24 protein-coding genes are annotated in these 24,144 nt (G+C 62.9%); 13 read left to right on the top strand and 11 right to left on the bottom strand.

What is annotated here, in order from left to right; translation table 11 throughout:
* The first annotated feature begins 73 nt into the window (after positions 1–73).
* The 8 genes from ACYCVF_RS15810 (at position 74) to ACYCVF_RS15845 (ending at position 7,925) form a co-directional block, all read left to right on the top strand.
* Entirely contained in the window at positions 74–964 is an 891-nt protein-coding gene (locus ACYCVF_RS15810; RefSeq protein ID WP_459606378.1) for an SDR family oxidoreductase, read from the top strand.
* A 30-nt stretch (positions 965–994) separates the two neighbouring features.
* The gene (locus tag ACYCVF_RS15815; RefSeq protein ID WP_459606377.1) at positions 995–2,167 is read left to right on the top strand and encodes an acyl-CoA dehydrogenase family protein; all 1,173 of its coding nucleotides are present in this window, start codon (positions 995–997) and stop codon (positions 2,165–2,167) included.
* A 62-nt stretch (positions 2,168–2,229) separates the two neighbouring features.
* Positions 2,230–2,718 (top strand): MarR family winged helix-turn-helix transcriptional regulator, encoded by a 489-nt coding sequence (locus ACYCVF_RS15820; protein ID WP_440640837.1) that lies wholly within the window; start codon positions 2,230–2,232, stop codon positions 2,716–2,718.
* A gap of 16 nt (positions 2,719–2,734) precedes the next feature.
* Entirely contained in the window at positions 2,735–3,496 is a 762-nt protein-coding gene (locus ACYCVF_RS15825; RefSeq protein ID WP_459606376.1) for an SDR family oxidoreductase, read from the top strand.
* A 74-nt stretch (positions 3,497–3,570) separates the two neighbouring features.
* Positions 3,571–4,365 (top strand): enoyl-CoA hydratase-related protein, encoded by a 795-nt coding sequence (locus ACYCVF_RS15830; RefSeq protein ID WP_448042908.1) that lies wholly within the window; start codon positions 3,571–3,573, stop codon positions 4,363–4,365.
* Positions 4,366–4,382: 17 nt separating this feature from the next.
* Positions 4,383–5,624 (top strand): acetyl-CoA hydrolase/transferase family protein, encoded by a 1,242-nt coding sequence (locus tag ACYCVF_RS15835; RefSeq protein ID WP_459606375.1) that lies wholly within the window; start codon positions 4,383–4,385, stop codon positions 5,622–5,624.
* A gap of 17 nt (positions 5,625–5,641) precedes the next feature.
* On the top strand, positions 5,642–6,571 hold the full coding sequence (locus ACYCVF_RS15840) for a beta-keto acid cleavage family enzyme (RefSeq protein WP_197968768.1): 930 nt from the start codon (positions 5,642–5,644) through the stop codon (positions 6,569–6,571).
* 46 nt (positions 6,572–6,617) lie between these two features.
* Positions 6,618–7,925 carry an enoyl-CoA hydratase-related protein gene (locus tag ACYCVF_RS15845; protein WP_459606374.1) on the top strand — a complete coding sequence of 436 codons (1,308 nt, stop codon included), beginning with the start codon at positions 6,618–6,620 and terminating at the stop codon, positions 7,923–7,925.
* A gap of 75 nt (positions 7,926–8,000) precedes the next feature.
* Here ACYCVF_RS15845 and ACYCVF_RS15850 read toward each other — a convergent pair whose 3' ends face one another.
* Positions 8,001–8,783 (bottom strand): enoyl-CoA hydratase/isomerase family protein, encoded by a 783-nt coding sequence (locus tag ACYCVF_RS15850; protein WP_459606373.1) that lies wholly within the window; start codon positions 8,781–8,783, stop codon positions 8,001–8,003.
* Between the two features lie 73 nt (positions 8,784–8,856).
* The gene (locus tag ACYCVF_RS15855) at positions 8,857–10,047 is read right to left on the bottom strand and encodes a CaiB/BaiF CoA transferase family protein (protein WP_459606372.1); all 1,191 of its coding nucleotides are present in this window, start codon (positions 10,045–10,047) and stop codon (positions 8,857–8,859) included.
* Between the two features lie 289 nt (positions 10,048–10,336).
* Here ACYCVF_RS15855 and ACYCVF_RS15860 point away from each other — a divergent pair, with 289 nt between their 5' ends.
* The 4 genes from ACYCVF_RS15860 (at position 10,337) to ACYCVF_RS15875 (ending at position 13,867) form a co-directional block, all read left to right on the top strand.
* Complete coding sequence (locus ACYCVF_RS15860; RefSeq protein ID WP_459606371.1) at positions 10,337–10,951, top strand: histidine phosphatase family protein; 615 nt, start codon at positions 10,337–10,339, stop codon at positions 10,949–10,951.
* Positions 10,952–10,961: 10 nt separating this feature from the next.
* Positions 10,962–12,047, top strand: a complete 1,086-nt coding sequence (locus tag ACYCVF_RS15865; protein WP_459606370.1) for an acyl-CoA dehydrogenase family protein — start codon at positions 10,962–10,964, stop codon at positions 12,045–12,047.
* A 25-nt stretch (positions 12,048–12,072) separates the two neighbouring features.
* Entirely contained in the window at positions 12,073–13,215 is a 1,143-nt protein-coding gene (locus ACYCVF_RS15870; protein ID WP_459606369.1) for an acyl-CoA dehydrogenase family protein, read from the top strand.
* 208 nt (positions 13,216–13,423) lie between these two features.
* The gene (locus ACYCVF_RS15875; RefSeq protein ID WP_459606368.1) at positions 13,424–13,867 is read left to right on the top strand and encodes a MarR family winged helix-turn-helix transcriptional regulator; all 444 of its coding nucleotides are present in this window, start codon (positions 13,424–13,426) and stop codon (positions 13,865–13,867) included.
* A gap of 24 nt (positions 13,868–13,891) precedes the next feature.
* Here the strand turns inward: ACYCVF_RS15875 and ACYCVF_RS15880 are convergent, their stop codons facing one another.
* Entirely contained in the window at positions 13,892–15,073 is a 1,182-nt protein-coding gene (locus ACYCVF_RS15880; RefSeq protein ID WP_459606367.1) for an ABC transporter substrate-binding protein, read from the bottom strand.
* Between the two features lie 186 nt (positions 15,074–15,259).
* On the opposite strand from ACYCVF_RS15880, the gene ACYCVF_RS15885 reads away from it, so the two are divergent.
* Positions 15,260–16,153: a MaoC/PaaZ C-terminal domain-containing protein gene (locus tag ACYCVF_RS15885; protein ID WP_459606366.1), complete on the top strand. Its 894-nt coding sequence runs from the start codon at positions 15,260–15,262 to the stop codon at positions 16,151–16,153.
* 29 nt (positions 16,154–16,182) lie between these two features.
* Here the strand turns inward: ACYCVF_RS15885 and ACYCVF_RS15890 are convergent, their stop codons facing one another.
* From ACYCVF_RS15890 to ACYCVF_RS15925, 8 genes are all read right to left on the bottom strand, one after another.
* A complete protein-coding gene (locus ACYCVF_RS15890; RefSeq protein WP_459606365.1) occupies positions 16,183–17,103 on the bottom strand; it encodes a Bug family tripartite tricarboxylate transporter substrate binding protein in 921 nt (306 codons plus the stop codon).
* A gap of 135 nt (positions 17,104–17,238) precedes the next feature.
* Entirely contained in the window at positions 17,239–17,835 is a 597-nt protein-coding gene (locus ACYCVF_RS15895) for a histidine phosphatase family protein (RefSeq protein ID WP_448042896.1), read from the bottom strand.
* A 137-nt stretch (positions 17,836–17,972) separates the two neighbouring features.
* The gene (locus tag ACYCVF_RS15900; protein WP_459606364.1) at positions 17,973–19,124 is read right to left on the bottom strand and encodes a CaiB/BaiF CoA transferase family protein; all 1,152 of its coding nucleotides are present in this window, start codon (positions 19,122–19,124) and stop codon (positions 17,973–17,975) included.
* Complete coding sequence (locus ACYCVF_RS15905) at positions 19,121–20,374, bottom strand: 3-hydroxyacyl-CoA dehydrogenase (protein WP_459606363.1); 1,254 nt, start codon at positions 20,372–20,374, stop codon at positions 19,121–19,123. The genes ACYCVF_RS15900 and ACYCVF_RS15905 overlap by 4 nt, the downstream gene beginning before the upstream one ends.
* Positions 20,349–21,029 (bottom strand): nitroreductase, encoded by a 681-nt coding sequence (locus ACYCVF_RS15910; RefSeq protein WP_459606362.1) that lies wholly within the window; start codon positions 21,027–21,029, stop codon positions 20,349–20,351. The genes ACYCVF_RS15905 and ACYCVF_RS15910 overlap by 26 nt, the downstream gene beginning before the upstream one ends.
* On the bottom strand, positions 21,022–22,071 hold the full coding sequence (locus ACYCVF_RS15915; RefSeq protein ID WP_459606361.1) for a phosphotransferase family protein: 1,050 nt from the start codon (positions 22,069–22,071) through the stop codon (positions 21,022–21,024). The genes ACYCVF_RS15910 and ACYCVF_RS15915 overlap by 8 nt, the downstream gene beginning before the upstream one ends.
* 5 nt (positions 22,072–22,076) lie before the next feature.
* Complete coding sequence (locus ACYCVF_RS15920) at positions 22,077–23,321, bottom strand: acyl-CoA dehydrogenase family protein (RefSeq protein ID WP_459606457.1); 1,245 nt, start codon at positions 23,319–23,321, stop codon at positions 22,077–22,079.
* Between the two features lie 22 nt (positions 23,322–23,343).
* Positions 23,344–24,138, bottom strand: coding sequence for an SDR family NAD(P)-dependent oxidoreductase (locus ACYCVF_RS15925; RefSeq protein ID WP_459606360.1), 795 nt, complete (start codon positions 24,136–24,138; stop codon positions 23,344–23,346).
* Positions 24,139–24,144 lie beyond the last annotated feature (6 nt).

A 24,144-nucleotide genomic window follows, 5' to 3' on the forward strand; every position in this document is an offset into this window, starting at 1 on the left:
AATCTTGTAAATAGGTTTACGAATTTTTCGGGCCAACGTCAAAAAAGGCCATAAACGGAGGCTTTGCCCTATTATGAGCATGGATATCTTTCGGCCCGATGCGTTGGCCGGGAAGTCGATCCTGGTTACCGGCGGGGGCAGCGGTCTCGGCAAGGAGATCAGCAAGGCGCTGGCGGACCGGGGAGCCACCGTTCACATCTGCGGGCGACGCGCCCAGGTGCTGGAAGCCGCGGCCCGCGAGATCGCGTCGTCGGACAAGGCAAAGATTTACACGCACGTTTGCGACATCCGCGATGCCGACCAGGTCGACCAGATGATGGAGGCCATCTGGAGCGTCGGCCCCCTCACCGGTCTCCTCAACAACGCTGCCGCCAATTTCATCGCACCGACCAAGGAACTCAGCCCGCGCGGATTTCGCGCCGTCACCTCCACCGTCATGGACGGCAGCTTCCACGTCACCTTGGCGGCCGGCAAGCGATGGATCGCAGGCGGCCTCAAAGGCTCCGTGGTCAGCAATCTCGTAACCTGGGTCTGGACCGGATCGGCCTTCGTCGTCCCCTCCGCCATGGCGAAAACCGCGCTGCACGCAATGACGATGTCCCTTGCGGTCGAATGGGGCCCTTACGGCATCCGGCTCAACGCCACCGCGCCGGGACCGTTTCCAACCGAGAGCGCCTGGGAAAAGCTCAATCCGTTACCTGACACCAAATCCAGCGCGACCAGTGCCGATACCGTTCCGATGCGCCGGTTCGGCCAGATGCGCGAACTGCAAAGCCTCATCATCTTTCTGATGTCGGACGCCTGCGAATACCTGACCGGGCAAACAATCGCGATCGATGGCGGTCAACATCTCGCTGGACCTGGGACGTTCGCCGACCTGTCGGTGCTCACGGACGAGCAGTGGAAGGCCGCGCGTGATGCGATCGTCAAGTCGACCGAGCGCGACAAGTCACAACGGGCCTAAGGCAGAGACAGGCAGGCGGGCAGAGCACCAATGATCGAGCGCTCCATTTTTCGCGAAGAACATGAGATCTGGCGCGCGACGGTTCGTCGTTTCGTCGAGAAGGAGATCGTGCCGTTCCACGCCAAGTGGGAGGAAGACGGCATCGTTCCCCGGGACCTCTGGCTCAAGGCAGGCGCGGCCGGCCTCCTCTGCTGCACGGTGCCTGAAGAGTTCGGCGGCGCCGGCCTCGACTACCTATTCGACGTCGTCGTGTTCGAGGAATTGTGGCGCGTCGGGGCGAGCGGTCCTGGCTTCCTCATCCATACCGATCTCGTCGCGACCTACATCCTCTCGTTCGGCACCGACGAACAGAAGCGCCACTGGCTGCCCAAGATGGTCCGAGGCGAAGCCATCGGTTCATTGGGCATGACCGAGCCGCACGCTGGCAGCGATCTTAAGGCGGTCCGTACCCAGGCCGTACGCGACGGCAACGAGTATGTGATCAACGGCCAGAAAGTCTTTATTTCCAACGGCCAGCTCTGCGACGTGATCGTGCTGGCGACCAAAACGGATACGTCCGCCGGCGCGAATGGGATTACGCTTTTCCTCGTGGAATCCAATCGCGAGGGCTTCCAGCGCGGACGCAACCTTGAAAAACTTGGCATGAAGGCGCAGGACACGTCCGAGCTATTCTTCGACAACGTTCGGGTGCCCCCCGCCAACATGCTCGGCTCTGAGGGGCGCGGCTTTCAGCACATGATGACCAAGCTGGCGCAGGAACGCCTCGCCCAGGCGATCCGCTCCGCGACGGTCACCGAGACCGTGATCGGATGGACGGTCGACTACACGACCGAGCGCAAGGCATTCGGCCAGACCATCGCCGATTTTCAAAACACCCAGTTCGTTCTCGCCGATCTGAAGGCCCGGGCCACCATGGCCAGGGTGTTCACCGACAGATGCATCGACCTGTTCATCTCCGGAAAGCTGGATGCCGTCGATGCCGCCATGGCCAAGATGGTCACGTCGGAGCTGCACTGCGAGGCCGTCGACAAATGCCTGCAGCTTTTCGGCGGATGGGGCTATATGTGGGAATACCCGATCTGCCGGGCTTATGCCGACGCACGCGTCGTCAAAATCGCCGGCGGTTCGATCGAGGTGATGAAGACCATCATCGCGAGAGAAATGTTCAAGGACCGCCCGAAATCGAGGGCCCGGCGCGAATGACGACGGAATGGCGCGCCGCCCCGGAACTCGACCAAGGGCGGTCGCATCCGTAAGGACCTTCGATGGCTAGAGATCTCAATTCAAGCCTCCGCTTCGGCTTCCTCATTCACGACGTCTCGCGTCTGCGACGGGTCGTCGTCGACAGGTCGCTGAAGCCACTCGGCATCACCCGTTCTCAATGGTGGGTGCTCGCCTTCCTTTCGCGGCGTGATGGCATGACACAAACTGCCCTTGCAGCAGATCTTGATCTGACAAAAGTAGCGATCGGCGGTCTGCTCGATCGCATGGAAGCTGCTGGCTTCATCGAACGTCGCGCCGACCGAAATGATGGGCGCGCCCGACGCGTGTATCTGACCCGCGCCGGCGCAAAGATGGTTAACACCATTCGCGAACACGTCGAAGCGGTCGAGCTTGAAATTCTAAGCCGCGTACCTGAGGAGCAACTGAACCAGGCGGCGGATACGCTGCGCACACTCAAGGATACGCTGCTCGAGATGCTGGGCGGTGAAGCCGAAGAGGCCGAAGGCGCCGAATTGGACCTCATGGGATGAAACACGGAGACTTGCGATGCGTGGATTGAAAGACAAGGTAGCGATCGTCACGGGCGGAGGACAAGGCATAGGCCGCGCGCTTAGCCTTCGCCTGGCGCAGGAAGGATGCAAGGTCGCCATTTTCGATCTCAAGCCTGAAGCCGGCGCCGAGACCGCCAAGCTGGCGGGTGCGGGCACCACCATCAAGACCTACGAGCTCGACGTCGGCGATTACGCGGCGGTCAAGGATGCCGTGGGCAAGGTTGAAGCCGAACTCGGTCCGATCTGGGCCCTCGTCAACAACGCCGGCTGGGACAAGCCGATGCCCTTCCTCGCGACTGACCAGGCGCTCTGGGACAAGATCATTCGCATAAATATGCTTGGCCCGCTCAATACCCACCACGTGGTTGCGCCGCTCATGGTCGAACGCCGGGCCGGGCGCATCATCAACATCGCGTCGGATGCGGCCCGCGTCGGCACCAGCAACGAGGCCGTCTACTCGGCCTGCAAGGGTGGCCTGATCAGCTTCACCAAATCGGTGGCACGCGAACTCGCCAGCAAGGGCGTCCTCCTCAACGCGGTTTGCCCCGGCCCGACCAATACGCCGATGATGGCGGCCGTTCTCGGCGAAGGCGAGCAGGCGGTGAAGTGGAAGGACGCGATGGTTCGCGGCATCCCGCTCAAGCGGATGGGTGAGCCGGAGGATTACGCAGGTATCGTCGCATTTCTCGCCTCCGACGACGCTGGCTTCATGACCGGACAGACCATCTCGGTCGCCGGCGGCATGAACATGATCTGACCGCGACCGCGGTCTTTCCCATCAAGACTTTCGACCCAGCAGCGCGCCTTTTCGTGCGCGCAAGAGAGGAAACCATGACCAATCTGCCGACATTCGAAGACATCATCTACGAAAAGCGCGACCGCGCCGCCTGGGTCATCATCAATCGCCCCAAGCTCTACAACGCCTTCCGCGCCAAGACGATCGACGAGCTCATCCGCGCGTTCCAGATTGCCGGCGACGACAAGGGCGTATCGAGCATCGTTCTGACGGGCGCAGGCGACAAGGCCTTCTGCACCGGTGGCGATCAAAGCGCGCATGAAGGCCAGTATGACGGCCGCGGCATCGTGGGTCTGCCCATCGACGAATTCCAGTCGATCATCCGCGACGTGCCGAAGCCGGTGATCGCTCGCGTGAACGGCTTTGCCATCGGCGGCGGCAACGTTTTCGCGACCCTATGCGATCTCACCATCGCGGCGGACACCGCCGTTTTTGGCCAGGTCGGACCAAAGGTCGGATCGGTCGATCCGGGTTGGGGCACCGCCCTGCTTGCCCGGCACGTCGGCGACAAGCGCGCCCGTGAGATCTGGTATCTGAACGAGCGCTATAGCGCGCAGCAAGCCTATGACATGGGCCTGGTCAACAAGGTCGTGCCGGCGGCCGAACTCGACGCAGCGGTCAAGGTCTGGACGGACACGCTTGCGGAGCGGTCACCCACTGCGCTCGCTCTCGCCAAACGGTCGTTCAATGCCGACAGCGAGAACATCCGCGGCATCAGCATGGCTTCACTTTACTCCGTGAAGCTGTTCTACGAGACCGAGGAATCGAAGGAAGGCGTCCGCGCGTTCAACGAGAAGCGCAAACCCGACTTCCACAAATACGCGAAGTGATCGACCGGAGAGCGAACGTGGCGCCTCGTCGCTTTGAGCCCGCTTCGCTCGCCTCCGTCCTGCCTCCGGACGGGCGTACCCTCGTGGTCGCCTGTTCCGGAGAATCCCTCCTTCTCGCCGACGCGGTGATGTGCGCCGGCGAGACCCTCGGTGCCATGACGTTCACCGGCATCTTTGTCCCCGGCTTGAACACTCGGACATATCTCGCCAATCCGCGCTGCCGGGTCGAGACGTTCTTCATGACGCCCGAGCTCAGGGCTGCTGGCGGCGCGGTGTCGTTCTTTCCTCTTTGCTATGGCGACATCCTCGCGCGCTTGCGGACCGTGCAGATAGACGCTGCGCTGTTCATGGTCGCTCCGCCCGATGACAACGGCATGTGCAGTTTCGGTCCCATCGCGGATTTCCTTGCGGACATCTGGCCTCGCATTCCCGTTCGGATTGCGCACATCAATCCGCTGATGCCGAGAACGCATGGCCATCACGGCATTCCCCTTTCCGAACTGACAGCGGTGATCGAGGCAGAACAGCGGCTGCTCGGCTTCAGCGAGGGGACGCCTGACCCGGTTGCCCAAACCATCGCCAGCCATGTCGCTGGATTTATTCCGAACGGCGGGACCGTACAGACAGGACTCGGAAAGATCCCGACCGCCGTCCTGCGCGCTTTGACCCGCCACCGCGATATCAGAATCCATTCCGGACTGATCGGAGATGCCGTCCTCGATCTCGCCGACGCAGGCGCCCTCGCCTCCGGCTGTGCTGTCACCGGCGGCGTCGCCATCGGCTCTCAACGGCTCTATTCCGCCGTCTCGAGCCCCTCCTTCGCGTTCACGCCCGTCTCGAACACCCATGGTCCGAGGGTCGTCGCCGATATCGATCGGTTCGTGGCGGTCAATTCTGCGATCGAAGTCGACCTGTTCGGCCAGGTCTATGCCGAAATGACGGCTCAAGGCCTCATTTCGGGGCCGGGCGGCGCCTCGGACTTCGCGCGCGGCGCCTGGTGTGGTGGTGGCCTGCGCATCATCGCACTTCCTGCGACTGCCGCTGGTGGCACCATCAGCCGTATCGTTGGACCGAATGGCGGCGCCGGCCCCGTATCGCTCGGACGCATGGACACCGACATCATCGTCACCGAGAACGGCGGGGCCGACCTCCGCGGACTCTCTCATCGCGGCCGGGCCGAAGCCCTCATCGGGATTGCCGCCGAACATCATCGCGATACTTTGTCGAACAGCTGGACCGCCTTCGAGTCCAGATTCTAAGTGGGAGGATACACTTCATGGCGAAGAACAAAGTCATCATCAGTTGCGCCATCACCGGCTCCATCCATACGCCGTCGATGTCGCCGCATCTGCCGGTAACCGCAGAACAGATCGCGAGCTCAGCCCTCGAGGCGGCCGACGCCGGCGCCGCCATCGTCCATCTGCATGCCCGCAATCCCGAGGACGGCCGGCCAGATCAGAGCCCCGAAGCGTTCGAGCCGTTTCTGCGAGTCATCAAGCAGTCGTCGAACGTGGTCGTGAACCTCACGACGGGCGGCTCGCCGTACATGACGGTCGAGGAACGCGTTCGTCCCGCGGCCAAGTGGCGGCCTGAGGTTGCTTCTTTGAATATGGGCTCGATGAATTTCGGGCTCTTCCCGATGCTGAAGCGCTACAAGGAGTTCAAGCACGACTGGGAGCCGGCCATGCTCGAAGGCTCCCACGATCTGGTCTTCCGAAACAGCTTCAAGGACATCCGCTATGCGCTTGAAACGTTGAATGCGACCGGAGCGCGCTACGAGTTCGAGTGTTACGACACCAGCCATCTCTACAATCTGCATTACTTCTTCACCGAGGGCCTGGTTCAGGCGCCTCTCTTTATCCAGACCTGCTTCGGCCTGCTCGGCGGCATCGGCGCGCACCCCGATGATGTCATGCACATGAAACGTACGGCCGATCGCCTGTTTGGAAACTCCTACCGCTGGTCCGTGCTTGGCGCAGGTCGCAATCAGATGCCCGTCGCGGCCATGGCTGCGTCCATGGGCGGGCACGTCCGTGTCGGCCTCGAAGACAGCTTGTGGGTCGGCGCCGGTCAGCTCGCGACCTCGAATGCGGCGCAGGTGCGCCAGGTTCGCAAGATCATCGAAGGCCTTGGCCTGGAAGCGGCGACCGCCGACGAGGCTCGGGAAATCCTCTCGCTCAAGGGTGGCGACCGGGTCGGATTCTGATCGCCCCGTACGCCTCGCTCCCCTCAAGAAGACAAGGGAATACTCCATGACGCTGGCTCCGCCCAAGCTCGAGCAGTTCCGGCTCGAATTGAAAGACAACGGCCTCGCTCACTTCATATTCGACGCGCCCGGCCGCACGATGAACGTGTTTTCGGAAGCCGCCATCGTCGAGCTCGGCGCATTCGCCCGCTGGCTCGCGCAGAGCGACGTACGAGGCGTCGTCGTTCGATCCGGCAAGAGCAGCGCATTCTGCGCCGGCGCCGATCTCACCGAACTCGGCGTCGCCTACGACATGATCATGGCGAAGCCTGCTCACGCTCGGTTCAATGCCGCTTACGATCATTTCTTCCGCCTGAGCCTGGCCATTCGCGCCTTGGAAAGCTGTGGCAAGCCCGTCGCGTCCGCAATCGCGGGGCTCGCCCTCGGCGGTGGCTGCGAGCTCGCGCTCGGAACGCACTACCGCGTGCTGACCAACGATCCGCGGGCCGCGCTCGGCCTGCCTGAATCCCTGGTCGGCCTGTTGCCGGGCGGAGGCGGTACTCAGCGCCTGCCACGGCTGATCGGCGTCGAACGCGCTCTCCCGGTGCTTCTGGAGGGCGCAAGGCTCTCAGGCACGGCAGCTCTGGAAGGTGGGCTGGTCGACGCGCTCGTCGCCCCTGGCGAAGAAGTGGCGGCCGCGGAATCGTGGCTGCTCTCGACGCCGACCGCTCAGCAACCGTGGGATCGCGCGGATTGGAAGGATCCGTCGTCGCTCGAGGTGAGCAAGCTTCTCGGCCCCGTCCGCGAGCGCGTGCTTGCGGAAACGCTCGGGCACTATCCAGCGCCCCTTGCGATCCTCGATTGCGTCGAGTTCGGCCTGACGCAATGTTTTGATGGCGCCATTCGCAGCGAAATGGCGATCTTCTCCCATCTGATCCAACGAGCCGAAGCTCGCAACATGATCCAGACCCTTTTCCTCGGTCGAACCGATCATGATCGGATGGCAAAGTCCGGCGAACGACCTGCCTTCATCGCAGATTTCGTCACCACGACGAAATCGGTACTTGAGGAGGCAAGCCCCAGCGACGAACTCCTCGCGACGCTCGGTTTCACGCGGCCCGGTTTGCCAAGTGTTCCGGCGCTTCGCCGCAACGCGGGCGCTGGCTATTGGCTGAACCAATCAGATCCGGATCCTCGGCGCCAGCCCGCGCTGGCACTGATGCAGCGCCTGAGCCAGGCGGTCCTCCCGCTGACATTCAATTTGACCGCAGAGCAGCTTCGCATGGCGGACTACGCCGTCGTACGCGAGCTCGGTTATCCCGCCTATCTGGGCGGCCCGTGTGCTTTCGGCCAGCGCGAATCCCCTGCGTCCTAACGATCGATCAAGGACCGCTGATCCAACGCCTCAAGCGTCGCCAGCGGGCGCGAAGCACGAAGCTCGCGTCCCGTCCTAGAGATCGCTATAGCTCGGCTCCCGCTTTTCCCGGAACGCCGCCACGGCTTCGCGGTGGTCGGCCGTTTCGAGCAGCATGACCTGCTGACGGTCTTCCATCGCGAGCGCGGCCTCCAGGCCCGGCGCGTCGATCAGCGCGTTGAGCGTCTGCTTTGTCATGCGCAAGCCCATCGGCGCTGTCCGCAGCAGGTCGCCGGCATAGGCCAAGCCCGTGGCCAGCAGTTGATCGGCCGGCACGACGTCGCTGACCAATCCAACCGCCTTGGCTCTTTCGGCCTCGATAAATCGGCCGCTCAGCAGCAGCTCCGAAGCCACGGACAATCCGATCAATCGCGGCAGCAGATAGCCCGACCCCATGTCGCAGCCGCCGACGCCGACGCGGATATAAGCGGCGTTCATCCGAGCGTGCGGCGAGGCGAAGCGGACGTCGGCGGCGAGCGCCAGGGAAAAGCCGGCTCCGCACGCCGCACCCTGAACCAGTGCGACGATGGGCTGAGGACAGCTCCTCATCAGCCGAATGATACCGGAGTATTGCTGCTGCATTCGCAGCTGGCGCTGCGGCCGCCCCTCTCCAGGCTTGGCGAAAGCCTCTGAACCAAGCTCCGCGCCGGCGCAAAATGCGCGGCCGTTGGCACGAAGGATCACCACGCGTGTCCTGAGCTTGTCGTGCACTGAAGAAAAGTAGGTGGTTAGCTCCGCGGCCATCGCCGGCGTCACCGCATTCAGCGCATCGGGCCGGTTCAACGACACGATGTCGATCCCGGGCCGCTCCTCGATCATGATCGTGGTGAAATTGTTCGCCGTTGGCTCGCTCATCGATATCCTCCCTCTCTCGTCCTTCTACGCGCATACCTCATCCGATGATGCCGGCGCCGCGCAACGACTCGATCCGCTCCGACGACATGCCGAGTTCGGACAGCACTTCGTCCGTATGCTGGCCGAGCTCAGGCGGCGGCTTTCCCGCCGTCCGCGCCTGGCCGTTGATGCGGACAGGGTGTGCCACGCCCTTCAGATGCCCGGCCGCGGCATGATCATATTCGACGATGATCCCACTGGCGTCGGTATGCGGATGGCTCAGCACTTGGGCGAGCGAGTTGATCGGCGAACAGGGCACGCCGGCCGCCGCCAGCACCTCGTTCCACGCCGCGGCAGAGCGCGACATCAGCGCCTTCTGCACAAGGCGGAGCGTCTCTGCCCTGTTTTGAACTCGATCGGCATTGGTCCGGAAACGCGGGTCGTTCACGATCTCCGTGAGCCCCACAACGCCGCAGAACTTCCGCCACAGATTGTCGTTCGCCACGCCGATCATGATCGGCCCGTCGCCGGTTTCGAAGGCCTGATAGGGACACAGCGACTCGTGGCTCGAACCGCATTTCGCCGGCTGGACCCCGCGCTCCCAAAAGGTCTGCAGGTTATAGCCAAGCAGCCCCATCGCGGTCTCGAACAGCGACACCTGAACCGTTCCGCCTTGCCCGGTCTTCTCCCGTGCATAGAGCAGCCCGAGAATCCCGCTGAATGCATGCACACCGGTCATCTGGTCGATCGGCGAGATCGGGCTGCGGATATATCCTCCGCCCTCGTCGCCCGTCATCGCCATGATGCCGCAAAAGGCCTGAAGGATCACATCATAGCCGGGCGCATTCTTCAAAGGACCACTTCGGCCGAAGCCCGAGATGCTGCAATGGATCAGTCGTTCATTCAGCGGACGCAGTGTCGCAGCATCGATTCCGAGACGCTCGGCAACGCCCGAGCCGAAGCTCTCGATCGCCACATCAGCCCTCCTCGCCAGTTCATGCGCGATTTTCCGACCGCGGTCGGTCTTGAGATCGATGGCGATGCTGCGCTTGTTGCGGTTCGCGCTGAGAAACACCGTTCCGAAGCCTGGCGCAGGAAATGGGGGCCATCCCCGGGTTTCGTCGCCCTGCCCCTTCATTTCGACCTTGATGACATCCGCCCCAAGGTCGCCGAGATACTGGCTGCATAGCGGGCCCGCCAGCACCTTGGAGAAATCCAGCACCTTGATCCCTGCGAGAGGCTTCGACATGGACATGTCCTCAATGATCCGCGCCGTCCATTGATACGCTGGCGTACTTGATCTGTAAATCACGCATCAGGAAGCGCATGCATGCGATGGCCGCACGGCGATCCGTAGCGGGCTCAGTCTCCTGCAATCTCGCTTGAAAACATCAAGATGAGCGACGAGACATCGGAAGCAGCGGCGTACCCTCCACTCGCTTGACACATTAGTTCACTACTATACCATATTCCAAAACAATGACGGTCCAACCTGCCGCTCGCGGGTTGCTGCCGGAGAAGCGCATCTGGGACGGACCATGAAAATCATTCTTGTGCGCCACGGCCGGCCGGACGAGAACGATTCCGCGAACCCCGGCGATCCGCCCTTGAACAACGACGGACGGCGGCAAGCGGGCGCCATCGCCGACCTTCTCAGTTTAGAAACCATCGACCGCATCGTCGCGAGCCCGTTGCGGCGCGCTCGGCAAACGGCGGAGCCCCTGGCGCAACGCATCGGCAGGCGAATCGACGTCGTCGACGGCTGGGCCGAGGCTGACCGGTTCGGTGCGCGATATCGCTCCACTGAAACGCTGCGCGGTCTGGGGCAGGAAGAATGGAAGCGCTTCCTGACAGACCCGATCCGCTACCTCGGAGGAGATCCCAATCGTTTCCAGGCCGAAGTCCTCGGTGCCCTCAATACCATCGCCGCCGAAGGCCACGCAACACAGAAGGTTGCGATCTTCACTCACGGCATGCCCATCAACGTCGTGCTCTCGCAGGCACTCGCATTGAACGGCTTCGTGCATTTCCTTCCAGGTTACGGCTCGGTCACCCGCCTCCGCCTGCGCAGCGACGGAGGCATCGGCATCATCAGCATCAACGAGAGCGCTCACCACGCACTCGCGACGCCGATAGCATCAACAGGCTCATGAGGAGTTCCAGGTGATTTCGTTTGAACTGAGCGAGGAACAGGAGATCGCCCGCTCGGCCGCCTCCGGCCTGGCGCGATCCACGCTCGCGCCAGCTGCCCGCGCCGCGGATGAAGCCGCGCAAATTCCTTCCTCCACACTCAATGAGGCCTGGGCGCTGGGCATCGTACAGGCGGTTGCCGACCCCGCTTTTCGGACAATGGAGCAGCCGACCGTCTTGAACGCGCTCGTCCTCGAAGAACTCGCGGCCGGAGACGCAACCGTGGCGACCGCCATCGCCGCGTCCGTCGGCTTCGCCAAGGCCGTCGCCGAGCAAGGGTCCGATCGGCAGCGCGAAGAATTGCTCCCGTCGTTCGTCTCGGACATTCCGCGATTTGCTGCGGTGGTCGAGCTCGACGGCCCCTTGCCCGACGACACGGCGGCGAGGGCCAGCGTCACGCGAACAGCCGATGGATTTCGGCTGCGAGGCGGTGCGACAATGGTGCTGCTCGCAAAGCCCAGCACTCACCTGCTAACGCTGGTCAAGTGCGATGGCCGCGACGAGGCGCTCATTGTCCCGCTCGATACGGACGGCGTGCGCGTCTCGAAAATCGATGGCACGCTTGGGCTGCGCGGCCTCGATTGGGCATCGGTCGCATTCAACGGCGTTACGGTTCCCGCATCCATGCGTCTCGGCGGGACTGCCGGCGCCAATGTCCAGCGTATCCGCGACGCGTCCCGGATCGCCCTCTGCGCGATGCTTTCAGGACTGTCACGCGCCGTGTTCGACTTCGCTCTTCCCTACACCAAGACCCGCATCGTCCACGGCGAGGCCATCGCCCGCAAGCAGGCCATCGCATTCAAGCTGGCGGACATGCATGTCGCGATCGATGCGATGCGCTGGATGGGACTGAAGGCGGCAGCCGAACTGGATAGAAGCCCCGAGGCGCCGCGCAGCGCACGCCTGGCGCAGCTCTATGCGAGCGATGCCGCCATGCGCATCGCCGATGAGGGCGTGCAGCTGTTCGGTGGCCACGGCTTCGTCCGCGACCTTCCGCTGGAGATGTGGTACCGCAACGCCCGCTCCCTGTCGGTTCTCGATGGCCTGGTCGGCGCATGACTGGCGGAATTCGGAGAGACCCCTCATGATCAGCTTTGAGTTCACTGAGCGCGACCGCCAATTGATCGAAGAGGCACGTCGTCAGGCAAAGTTGGCGGCCAAGTATGCCCGCGATTTCGAGAACGCCGAGGACAGCCTTCTGCCGCACGCATACCCAGAAGCGGACGAATGCCCCGACGTGCGAGCTCTGCTCGAGGCCTTTGTCCATGAGACCAGCGGCCACAAGATCATCAACGCGCTCCTGTACCTCGAAGATTGGTACGGTGGCGTTCCACTCCGCGAGCATAGATATTCGCTCGGCAACACCGTGCTGAAGATCGCCGGAACGGCCGAGCAATATGACCGTTGGCACGACTGGACCATCGCGATCGGGTTGACCGAACCGGTTGGCGGTTCCGATCCGGCTTCGGTGAGGACCACGGCGCGATTCGATCCGGTCAGCCGCAACTGGGTCATCAACGGCGAGAAGATTTTCATTACCTACGCTGAAGGATGCGACGCGGTCCTCGTCCTCGCGCGCGTGCTGCATCCAGATCAGCCGCAGCGCCTGTCCACCTTCATCGTCGAAAAGGGCACACCGGGATTCAATGTCGGCCCTCAGATCCGGAAGATGGGCATCCGTTGGGAAGATACCGCGGCGCTTTCCTTTGTTGATTGCCCGGTTCCGGCCTTCAATCATGTCGATGGCGACCTGAAGAAGACGCTCCAATCGTTCAGCGAATCCCGTCCGGTCGTCGCGGCTTACGCTCTGGGCGTTTCGCGGGCGGCGCTCGACTACACCTGGATCCAGCTTGGCAACGCCGGCGTCAAGCCCGACTACAATGCGCGGCTGGCGACGCAACCGATGGCGGCCGCCCGCCTCCTGTCTCTGGAAGCCGAATGGGAAGCGACCTGGCTCACCGTGGTCCGTGCCAAGTGGATCGAGCAGCGAGAGGGGCCGGGCAAGGTCGACTCGTCCATGGCCAAAGCCATGGGCGGGATGCTGGCACGCCGCGTCACCCAGGCCTGCATCGACGTCCTCGGCGCCGCGGGCCTGTCCGCCGCCGGTCCCCTGGAAAAGCTGTTCCGCGATGCGCGGATCTTCGACATCTACGAGGGGACCGGGGAAATCCAGCGGCTAATCATCGCCCGCCATATCCTCGGCTATTCGCCCAAAGAGCTTAACTAAAGGGAAGCGCGCGCATCGCTATACCCTCCAGCCTGGCCCTGGAGGGCTGAGGGCCGTTTCTTGATCGCCCATTAAAATACGCTAGTGTATGGTATGAGCTCAGCGGTCCCCTCGGGCCTGCTCCAGGGGACACTGGATGGTTGATCAGCCGGCTTGGGATCTGCGACTCGGATACCTCATTCATGACGTGTCGCGACTGAGGAGGATGATGTTCGATCGCGCCCTTGCGCCGCTCGGAATTACCCGTTCGCAATGGTGGGTGCTGGCGTTCATTTCCCGCAAGGACGGCCTGCCCCAGGTCCAGTTGGCCAACGAGCTCGATGTCGGCAAGGTTGCGGTGGGTGCCCTGATCGACCGCTTGGAATCGTCGGGATTTGTGGTCCGTCACCCCGATCCGGTCGACCGGCGTGTCAAGCGCGTCTTCGTGACCAAGCAAGCCAAGGGCTTCCTCGAACGAATCCGCAAGGAGACCGACAAGTTCAACGCCAGCATCGCCAAAGGCATCGACCGCAAGGCTCTGGAAGCCGCCTCCCACGCCCTACTGGCCATGAAGCACAACCTGCTCGCCTTGTCTGACGTCAACGCGTCCAACGGAGCAAAGGAGGAGCCGGTCACCAAGCCGAAGCCGCGACGGCGGCGGCGCGCCTCCTAGTCTCCCCCCGAGTCCAGCGCCGGCCTAGCGTGGCTTATTACTGTCGGCATCGAGAAGATGCCATGTCGATTCTTCGAACCGCATCAACCGCCAGTTCTTGATGGGAGCGAAGTCGTCCGGCGACGTATGCAGGCGAATTCCGGGCAACAGCATCCCAAGCTCGACATCCTTGAGATTTGCCGCAACTCTCATGACGTTCTCTCGCGAGAGATCATCGCCGCACTGCTTCAGCACATGAACCAGTGCCTGTGCCGTATTGTAGCCGTTGACGATCAACGTATCGCTGCGGTCCGCGGCAGGAAGATACTGGTCCACGAATTCACTGAATGCGACAAACCCGGCGTCGGCTTTCCACGCTGGGTCGTTCGGATCCTTGAAATAAGCCGCGGAAATCGCGCCCTGAGCGGTCTCGATGCCCGCTGGCTTGATCACGCTCCCGATTGAGGCCGATACGTAGCTCAGAATGTGCAACGGTTGCCAACCGATCTCCGCCATCCGCTTGAGGACTTGGGCGGCGAACTTCGGCGTTGCGACGTCGAGCAGCACGTCGGCGCCAGTCGCCTTCAGCTTGACGAGATGAGAGTCAATGGTCGGCTCCGATACGTCGAACGGCTCTTCAGTGACGATCATCGATTGCGCTTTCAGGCCTAGCCCTCGCTTCAGTCCCCGAACGTAGTCCCTGCCGAGATCATCGTTCTGAAACAGGATCGCGATCCTTGCCTCGGGCCGATGTTCCAGAAGATACTTCGCGTAGAATTCCGCCTCGGTCTCGTAGCTGGGCGTGAATCCGATCGTCCACGGGAAATTCCTGGGATCGTTCCACTTCGCAGCTCCGCTCGACACGAACAGTTGCGGCACTTTCTTCGCGTTAAGGTACTTCTGAACGGCGGAGTTCGTTGCCGTTCCCATGGCGTTGAACACCAACAGCACCTCGTCGCTCTCGACCAGCCGGCGCGTCTGCTCGACGGTCTTAGGCGGCGAGTAGCCGTCGTCATACGACAGAAACGTGATCTTGCGGCCGTTGATACCACCCTCCTCGTTGATTTTCCTGAAATAGGCCGCCTCCGTCTTGGCGACCATGCTGAAGGCAGACGCCGGTCCACTATAGGGCGAAGTGTTTCCGATCTTGATCTCGGTGTCGCTGACGCCGGGTCCGTATCTCTTGTCAGCAGCCAAGACCCACCCGCAGGAAACGATCGTAGCCATCGCGATGCAGACAGCAGCTAGGCGATTTCGTCCGAAGGTTCGGGCTTTCGTTCCGACGGCCGCGTCCCATGACAGTGCGCCCGGCACCGACCGTTGATCGAGACCTCGCATGACATTGCTCCCACCCGCAGCGCACTTACATCAGCCACTTTATTTAGTACACTATCGTACTATAAGGAGCCTTTCTTGGAAGCAACTGCCAACCTGCGCAATCTGGAGCATCACGTGAACTTGGAAGCCGTCCGCAATTTCCGCTTCAACTCCGTCTCCCAAGACTTCAGCCGCCGCGACACGATCCTGTACGCACTCGGTCTCGGCTTCGGCTCCGATGCGCTCGATCCCGACCAATTGCGTTTCCTGCTGGAAGACAGGCTCGTGGCCGTCCCGTCGATCTGCTGCGTTCTTGCGCATCCTGGCCGTTGGGTCGCAGCGCCCGAACTGGCCATCGACTGGATCAGGCTGTTGCACGGAGAGCAGACTTTCGAGATTCACCACCCGATTCCGCCCGAAGGCTCCGTCAAGGGCGACTATCAAATTGCGGCGGTCGAGGACAAGGGCGTGGACAAAGGAGCCATTCTTCACCTCGTGAAAACCCTGAGCGACGCAGCGACGGGAACACGCCTCGCAACCGTCCGCTCGGTGCTGTTCCTTCGCGGCGATGGCGGCTGCGGCGGCTTTGGCGACCCGGGCCAGTCCGCCGGGCCGCTGCCGGGCAGTCCGCCGGCGCTCACACTGGAAATTCCGACGCTGCCGCAGTCGGCGCTGATCTACCGGCTCAGTGGCGACTACAACCCCATTCACGCCGATCCGGAGGCTGCCCGCAAGGCGGGGTTCGAACGGCCCATCCTGCACGGCCTCTGCACATTCGGGGTCGCGACCCGTGCCATCCTGTCCGCTTTTGCCGGCAACGCTCCGGAGCGGCTCCAATCGCTTTCAGCTCGCTTCAGCCGCCCCGTATTCCCGGGCGAGACAATCCGCACCGAGTTTTTCCCCTCCGGCGACGAAATCCGCTTTCGCTCGATTGCGGTTGAGCGCAACCTCGTTGTGCTCGATCGCGGCACGGCTCGCTTGACGATGTGAGGCCGCTCCACGCGCGACCGCTCGCCAAATTACTTCTTTTCGATCTTCGCGATTTCCACGATCTGCGCCCATCGCCTGGTGTCCGCGTCGGCGAACGCGCCGAGTTCTGCCGGCGTCGTCAGGAACGGCTTGGCGCCAACCGATTCCAGATAGGCGCGTGTCTCCGCGCTCTCCAGAAACGCGACCACAAGACGGTTGAGTCGATCGACGACATCAGGCGGCGTCCCCGACCGCACGAACACGCCGACCCAGGCGGTCAGCTCCGATCTCTGCAGCCCGATCTCCTTCATCGTGGGCGCATCCGGGAGGCTCGCAATCCTCTCCCCGCTGGTGACGGCGAGCACCCGAAGCTGGTGATCCTGAATCAGCCCTTGGGCACTCGCTGGGTCGGCGAAAACACAATCGATCTGACCGCTCAGCAAATCCGTCAGCGCTTGCGGCATGCCGCGATAGGGCACGTGCTGCATCTGGATGCCGGCGTCATAGCGAAATAGTTCGGCGGCGCCCCTGCTCGATGTGTTTCCGCTGCCGAAGGACAAGGGCTGCGCGCGCGTCTTTGCGAGTGCGACGAATTCTGCGACGGTTCGCGCCGGGAAGTCGTTCTTGACGGTGAGCAGCAATGGAATGCTCATGACGCCCGCAACCGGCGCAAAATCCGCCTTGGGGTCGAACGGCATCGCATTGAACAGATTGACGTTGGCTGCATGGGTCGAGTTCGTGGTGACAAACACGCTGTAGCCGTCCGCGTCCGCCTTCAGCACCGACAGCGCCGCGAGATTGCCGTCGGCGCCGGGCTTGTTCTCCACCAGGACCGTCACGCCGGCCTGGTTCTGGATGCTCTCGGCGAGGTGCCTGGTTACGCCGTCGGTCGCGCTGCCGGCCGGAAACGGCACCGTCAAGGTCACGCGCCGCGAAGGATACGTCTCCGCGGAGGCGCTTTGCGCAGTCATTGTCGTGGAACTCACGGCCAAGGCAAGACAGGTAATTGCGAGCATGCGAATTGTCATGAAAGACGGCTCCGAGGGGACAGCTTCAACACAGGCGACATTGCTCCGCCGCACGGCTCGTGGTCAGCGGATGCCACACTAGCGATATTCGTCGTTGATGCATTCAACCGCCAGATCGGCAAGCGTCGTACCGGATATGCGCGTTAGGGAACAATGACCGATCCGCAACTTGCTCCGACTCTCAAGCCTGAGGGCGTGCTGCACCAGAACCTTGACCGGCGTACCGTGGCTGAAGACCGCGATGACGCGCGCTCGCGAAGCCAGCAGTTGCTCGCATGCGCGAAGTACCGTGGCATTGAATTCGGCCTCATCCTTCCCGAAGAACGCGGCGGGCGACGCCAGGAACTCCGTCCATCGATCCGGATACTCGCGCTTGATGGTTTCGGGCGAGCGGTAGCGGTCGGTGTGCAAGTCGACCTCGGCAAGCCCATCAACAATTTCGACCGGCAGATCGATCAGGGCCGCCAGCGGCTCCGCCGTCAGACGCGCCCGCCGCTGCGGGCTCGACACGATCCGATCGATACCATCGCCGGCGAGCAATTCGGCGACACGGCGCGCCTGCAAAGCCCCCTCGCCGGTCAAGGGAGGATCGCCGGGATCCAGCGGATTCCCCTCGTCCGGCTCGCCGTGCCTGACGAGAATGAGGCGGGTCGCACCAAGGTGCTTTTCAGCCATCTTCGTTCTCCGCTCGAAGCGCATCGGCAGGTTTTGCTCCGAAAATCGGCCGCCGCAATCAAGCGGCGGCCAAGTCACGGGAGAGCAGGCATACCGGCCTGCCAGCGGAACCTTTCATTCCGACAATCCACATCGTTTCAGGGATCAGCCATCGCGCCGGCGGCCACCAAAGCCTGACGATCCCCTGGCGAAATCCCCCAGTCCACCAGGGCCGCGCGGTCATCCGCGCCGGGGCGCGGTGCCGGTCGCGCGAGTTCGGATACGGTGCGCGAAAACCGGGGCGCCGGACTCGGATGGCGGACACCGTCGAACATGGCATAGACGTCGCGCGTCATCATCTGCGGGTGTGACGGCGCTTCGTCCATGGCCAGTACCGGAGAAAGGCAGGCGTCACGTCCTGTGGCTGCCGCGACCCATTCATCCCTCGTCCGCGACGCGAAGACGCGCGCAAACACGCTGCGCATCATGGGCCACGCCGACCGATCGTTCTGGGCTGGCATCTGCGTCGGATCCAGACCCATGACCTCGACGAGATTGGCGTAGAAATGCGGTTCGATAGCGCCGACTGCGACGTACTTTCCGTCTTTGGTCTCATAGGTGCGGTAGAACGGCGCCCCGCCATCTACGATGTTGTCGGCACGTTTCTGCGACCATGTGCCCTGTTGGCGAAACGCCTGGAATGCCGACATGAGATGGGTGACCCCATCGATCATGGCGACGTCGATCGTTTGTCCTCGCCCCGATCGCTTCGCTTCCCATGCCGCCGCCAGCACGCCGACGACCAGATAGAGAGCGCCTCCGCCCAGATCGGCCACCAGGTTGAGCGGCGGCGGCGGCGGCCGATCATCGTCGCCGAGGCAGTGCAGCGCGCCCGTCAGCGCCAGGTAATTGATATCGTGACCAGCCTCCTTCGCCAGCGGTCCGGATTGTCCCCAACCCGTCATGCGTGCGTAGACCAATGAAGGATTGGCAGCGTGGCAGGCGTCGGGCCCCAGCCCCAACCGTTCCATCACGCCCGGACGAAATCCCTCCACGAGGACGTCCGCCTGCCTCAGCAGCTTTACGATCGTCGCGATCGCCTCCGGCTTCTTCACGTCCAATGCGATCGAGCGCTTGCTTCGATTGTAGAAATCGAACTGCGGCGGCAATTCCGGCTCGCTTCCCGGCTTGAGAATGCGATCGATCCGCAACACATCGGCTCCAAGATCTCCCAGCAGCGCGCAAGCGAACGGCGCGGGGCCGATGCCTCCCATTTCAACGACACGAAAACCATCGAGCGGGCCCGTCACGATTCACTCTCCGTCTTTCGATATTTCGACAACCCCGTGCCGCCGCGCGCGAGTTCGCGCAGCCACGGGCTTGGCGCAAACCGCTCGCCATGGGCAACCGCGAACCGACAGCATAGTTCGACGAATTCGTTGATGCCGAATGTCTCGATCCAGCTCGCAATCCCTCCCGAGGATTTTGGAAATCCGAGACCGAGAACAGAGGCCGTATCGGCGTCATCCGCGCTAGAGATGGTCCCTTCCTCGAGGCAGCGCATGGCCTCGCGCGCTTCCGCCGCGAGCAGACGCAGTTCTACAGTTCGCGCGCCGGGCTGGCCGTCTGCTCGCGGATAGAGCGAAGCCAGACCGGCCCATAGCTTGCGTTCGCCGCTTGCCGGCCAATCGTAGAAACCGCCGCCACGACCGCGACCGCATCGCCCGCTCTCGACCAGAACTTTGAGCACCGGTTCGGCCAAAGGCCGACAGAAGCGGGCTTGCTGGCCGTCGGCGCGAGCTTGCCTTGCCTGCTGCAAATTCAGCGCGATCCCGGTCTCATCCAGAGTTGCCAGCGGGCCTATCGCGCGACCGACGGCGATCGCAGCCGCTTCAATGCGCTCGGCTTCGACGCCTTCCCGCAGCATGCAGACCGCCTCGTCCAGATAAGCGGCGAAGACGCGTGTCGCGAAAAAGGATGGACCATCGCGGACGACGATCGGCACCTTGCCGATCGCTTTCACGAAGGCAAGACCGTTCCGCAAGGCGGGCACCCATGTTCGCTCTCCCCGGACAACCTCGACCAGGGGCATCCGCTCGGCCGGAGAAAAGAAGTGCAGTCCCAGGAACCGCTCCGGACGGCGCAGCGCCGTCGCAAGACCCGACACCGCGAGCCCCGACGTATTCGTCGCCACGACCGTGTCCGGGGTGACCGCTTGTTCGATCATCCCCAGCACGTCTGCTTTCGCGGACCGGTCTTCTGCCACGCTCTCGATGACAAGGCCGCATCGGCCCAGCTCTTGCGGGGTGAAGGGCCTGATTGCGATCAGGTCCAGAATCCGACGGCTTTTGTCCTCCGACATCCGGCCCCGGCTGACCTGACGCGCGACCGATGTTCGGATGCGCGCTGTCGTGTCCGACACCCGATCCGCATTCCTCGCGCAAAGGACGACCTGCCGCCCGGCAGCCGCGATGGCCTGAGCGATGCCGCACCCCATGAGGCCGGCTCCGACGATCCCAATCGGGTTTGCCGCATCAGCGATGGAATTGGACGACGTCATCGATCTCTGCCCGGCCGACACGAGCCGTGTTCGCTTTCACGTCCGGATCTTCGTATCCGAACGATATTCCAAAGAGCAATTTGAAGTTCGAGGGCACACCGAGATGGTCGCGAACCACATCCGGAAACAGGCCGAGAGCCCCTTGCGCACAGGACGCAATTCCATACGCCGTCAGCAGAAGCATCACGGTCTGCGCATACATGCCGATATCGGTCGCCTCACGCGTATCGAACGGCTCGGACATGAAGATGAACGCCGCATGGGGCGCGTCAAAGAAGGCGTGGTTTCGGATATAGGCCATCTTCCGGCCGACCGCGTCGTGACGCTCGACGCCCATGGCTCCATACAACGTCCTCGCCGCATCGACCTGACGCTCGCGATAGATGCCGGTGAACACGCCGTCGGCCGGCCAGTCCGGCTTGATCGGCTCGTCGCGCATCCCCGCCGACGTCAGCGCCTCACGAAGCCGCTTCAACGTTTGCCCCGAGACGACATGGGGCGTCCAGGGTTGGACATTGCAGTTCGACGGCGTCCACTGCGCCAACGCAAAGACCTTGCGCAGGACATCATCGGGAACCTCGCGCTGGAGAAATCCCCGGACCGACCGTCGCGTCCGGATTGCTTCCTCAACGCTCATGGCGCCTTGCTCACTCACGGTCGCCACCCTCCTCGATCAAGTCGAGCCCTCGCTTGGCATAGGCACGCGCAAGCCTGCGTCCAATCCGTGCCGCGTCAGGCAAGACGTTGTTGCCCTGATCACCGCGTACGGCGACGCCCGCGCTGCCGACGGCTCCGCGGAACATAGCGAACACCTGATGAAACCGCCCCAGCCGCTCCTGCGCCCCCGACAATTTATAGTAGCGCTCGAGATAGTCCTGCTCGGGGGGAATCCCGAGCTCATCGAGTGCAAGGCCGAGCAGGCCGCCGTTCTCGTCGGGCGCCATCTGATAGGCCTGACTGTTGAATGCCAGATCGACCAGGGGATGACCCAGCGTCGACAGCTCCCAGTCAAGGACGCCGATGACGCGCGGCTCCTTTGCGTCGAACATCACATTGGCGATGCGGAAGTCGCCGTGGCATAGCGCAAGTGTCTGGCTCTCCGGAACGCGCTCTCCCAGCCACCTGACGATCTTGTCCAGGTCCGGATTATCGTCGTCACCGCGCCGGAACTGCTGCCATTGCGACGACCAACGCGTGAACTGGCGAGCAAAGTAGTTTCCTGGCCGTCCGAAATCGCCAAGCCCGAGCTTCTGATAATCGAGACGATGGATCGCGGCCAGCGTCGCGCACATGGAGCGATAACATTCGGTACGTTCGGCCGGAGTCAGGCCGTTCAGGGCAAATTCCTGAAAGACGCGCCCATCCAACCACTCCATCAGATAGAACGGCGTGCCGAGGACCTCCCGGTCCTCGCAGTAACGGTAGGGCTTGGGCGTCTTCACGTCACTGCCCTGCAATGCGGTCAGCACCCGATATTCACGATCGATCGCGTGCGCCGACGGCATGAGGACACTCCCCGGCTGCTTCCTCAACACCCCGCGCCAGTCGCCCCGCGTCACGAAATAAGTCGGGTTCGACATACCGCCGCGGGTCCGCTCGACTTCCGTGCGAGCGGCGCCGCCGAGCCAGGACTTCAGGTAATCGTCCAGTCGAGCGATATCGAAATCGACATTGCGATCTGCCGCTGTCGCGCTCATGCCGGTCAGCTCGCGCGCTTGCCGCTGAAGCCGAATAAGTATTGGGCCACGCGCCGCATCTGGACCTCTTCGGTCCCCTCCGTGATCCGGTAGCGACGATGGTGACGATAGATGTGCTCGAACGGCAGGGCTCGGCTGTACCCCATACCGCCATGGACCTGCATGGCACGGTCCGCCGCCTCGCAGCAGAGGCGATTTGCGCGGAAATTGCAGATCGAAACCATGTCGCTAATCTGCAGCGGATTCTGCCTGTCCATCTGCCAAGCCGTGCGGAAGATGAAGTTCCGCAACATCTGGTACTCCGCCCACAGCTCAACGAGAGGGAATTGAACCGCCTGCTTCTTGGCGAGGGGCTCACCGAAGGCCTTTCTCTTGTTGGCGTATTTGACCGCTTCCTGGATGCAGTAGCGCGCAGCGCCAACGCTCGCGGCCGCCTGCCGAATCCTGTTCTCGTGCACGAAGCGCTGAGCGACGACGAGCCCTTCGCCCTCCTTGTGAAGGATTGCGCTGTCGGGCACGCGTACGTCCTTCAGCTCGGTCTCCGCGTGGTCGCTCGGCATATTGAACGTCCAATGGTTGTACAGGACATTGTGGCCAGGCGCGTCGGTCGGGACGACGAACGCGGTGATACCCTTGGCATCGCCCGGCTTTCCCGAGGTTCGCGCGAAGATCAGATTGGCATGGGCTCTTGCAACTTGGCTATTCCACCGCTTGCGCCCGTTGATGACCCAGTGCGCACCGTCTTTCACAGCATTGGTTTCCAGCCAGGTTGCGTCGCTGCCGTGTCCGGGCTCGGTCAGGCCGAAGGACAGATGCTTCTTGCCGGTGATGATCCCTTCGATATAGGTCTTCTGCTCCTCGCTGCCGTAATCGGCGAGCGCGGGGATGATCGGAAAGTTGCCTACGATCGAGGATTCATCCTGCAGATCGTTGTGCAGTCCGAGCCCGCGCGCCGCGAGGTGCTCGCGAATGGCGGCGATCGCCAGGTTGGAAGCGGCCTGCCCGCCGCAGGATTTGGGCAGCCCGTAGCGCAGATGCCCTGCCTTGTCTGCTCTGCGTTCCATCTCGCTGATCAGCGCGCGCCACTCGGCGCGGGGGCGGCCATCGTGGTCCCAATCGGTCCGCGCATTCTCGCGGCGATGGTCGAAGAACTGCATGTTGTCGCGCTCAAGGGGCTTGATCTCGGCCTCGATGAACGCATCAAGCTCCGCGAGCTTGTCGGCAATCTCCTGCGGCAATTCGAAATCCACGGCCCTGCTTCCTTCCTTTTTGTTATTTGTTCGGGAGTGCGATCCGCCCGTATGGATGTGTGCTGCTGACGCCGCCGTCGACCGACAGCAACTGGCCGTCGACATAGGATGAGTCGTCGCTCGCCAGGAACGCGGCCGCGGCCGCGATCTCGTCCGCGCGCCCGGGGCGCTTCAGCGGCGTGACATGGCCGAGCTTGCCCTCGATGCCGCGCGACCGCGCATCTTCGAAGACCTTGCTGGTCAGTTTGGTCTCCACGAGTCCGGGCAGTACGGCATTCACGCGCACGCCCGTCCCGGCAAGGGCATTGGCGGCGGTCTGCGCGAGATTGTTCACGGCCGCCTTGCTTGCGCTGTAGGAGATCGCGCCGGCATTTGCCCGCAGAGATGCCGCCGACGACGTCAGGATGATCGATCCATAGCCCTGCGCCGCCATGTGCCTGCCCGCGTACTTGATCGCCAGGAAACAACTGATGGTGTTGATCCGGTAGACTTCGCTCCATTCCTCCGTGGTCTGCTCGAGCAGCGGCGTGTTTGTTCCGGTCACGCCGATATTGGCGAAGAAGACCTCAAGTCCGCCGAGATCAGAAACGCACCGCGACACGATGGCTTCGACATTCGCCTCGACCGAAGCGTCTGTGATCATCGCCGCTGCCTTTCCGCCATTTGCATTGATGAAGGCCGCGGTCTCTTCCGCATTGTTGGCCCGCCCGACGACCAGAACCGAGGCGCCCTCGTTCGCGAAACGAATGGCGCTGGCGCGCCCGATACCGCTGCCGCCCCCGGTTACCACCGCACGTTTGCCCTCCAGCCGCTTCATCGTGGC

The organism is Bradyrhizobium cedriense, assembly GCF_054602315.1.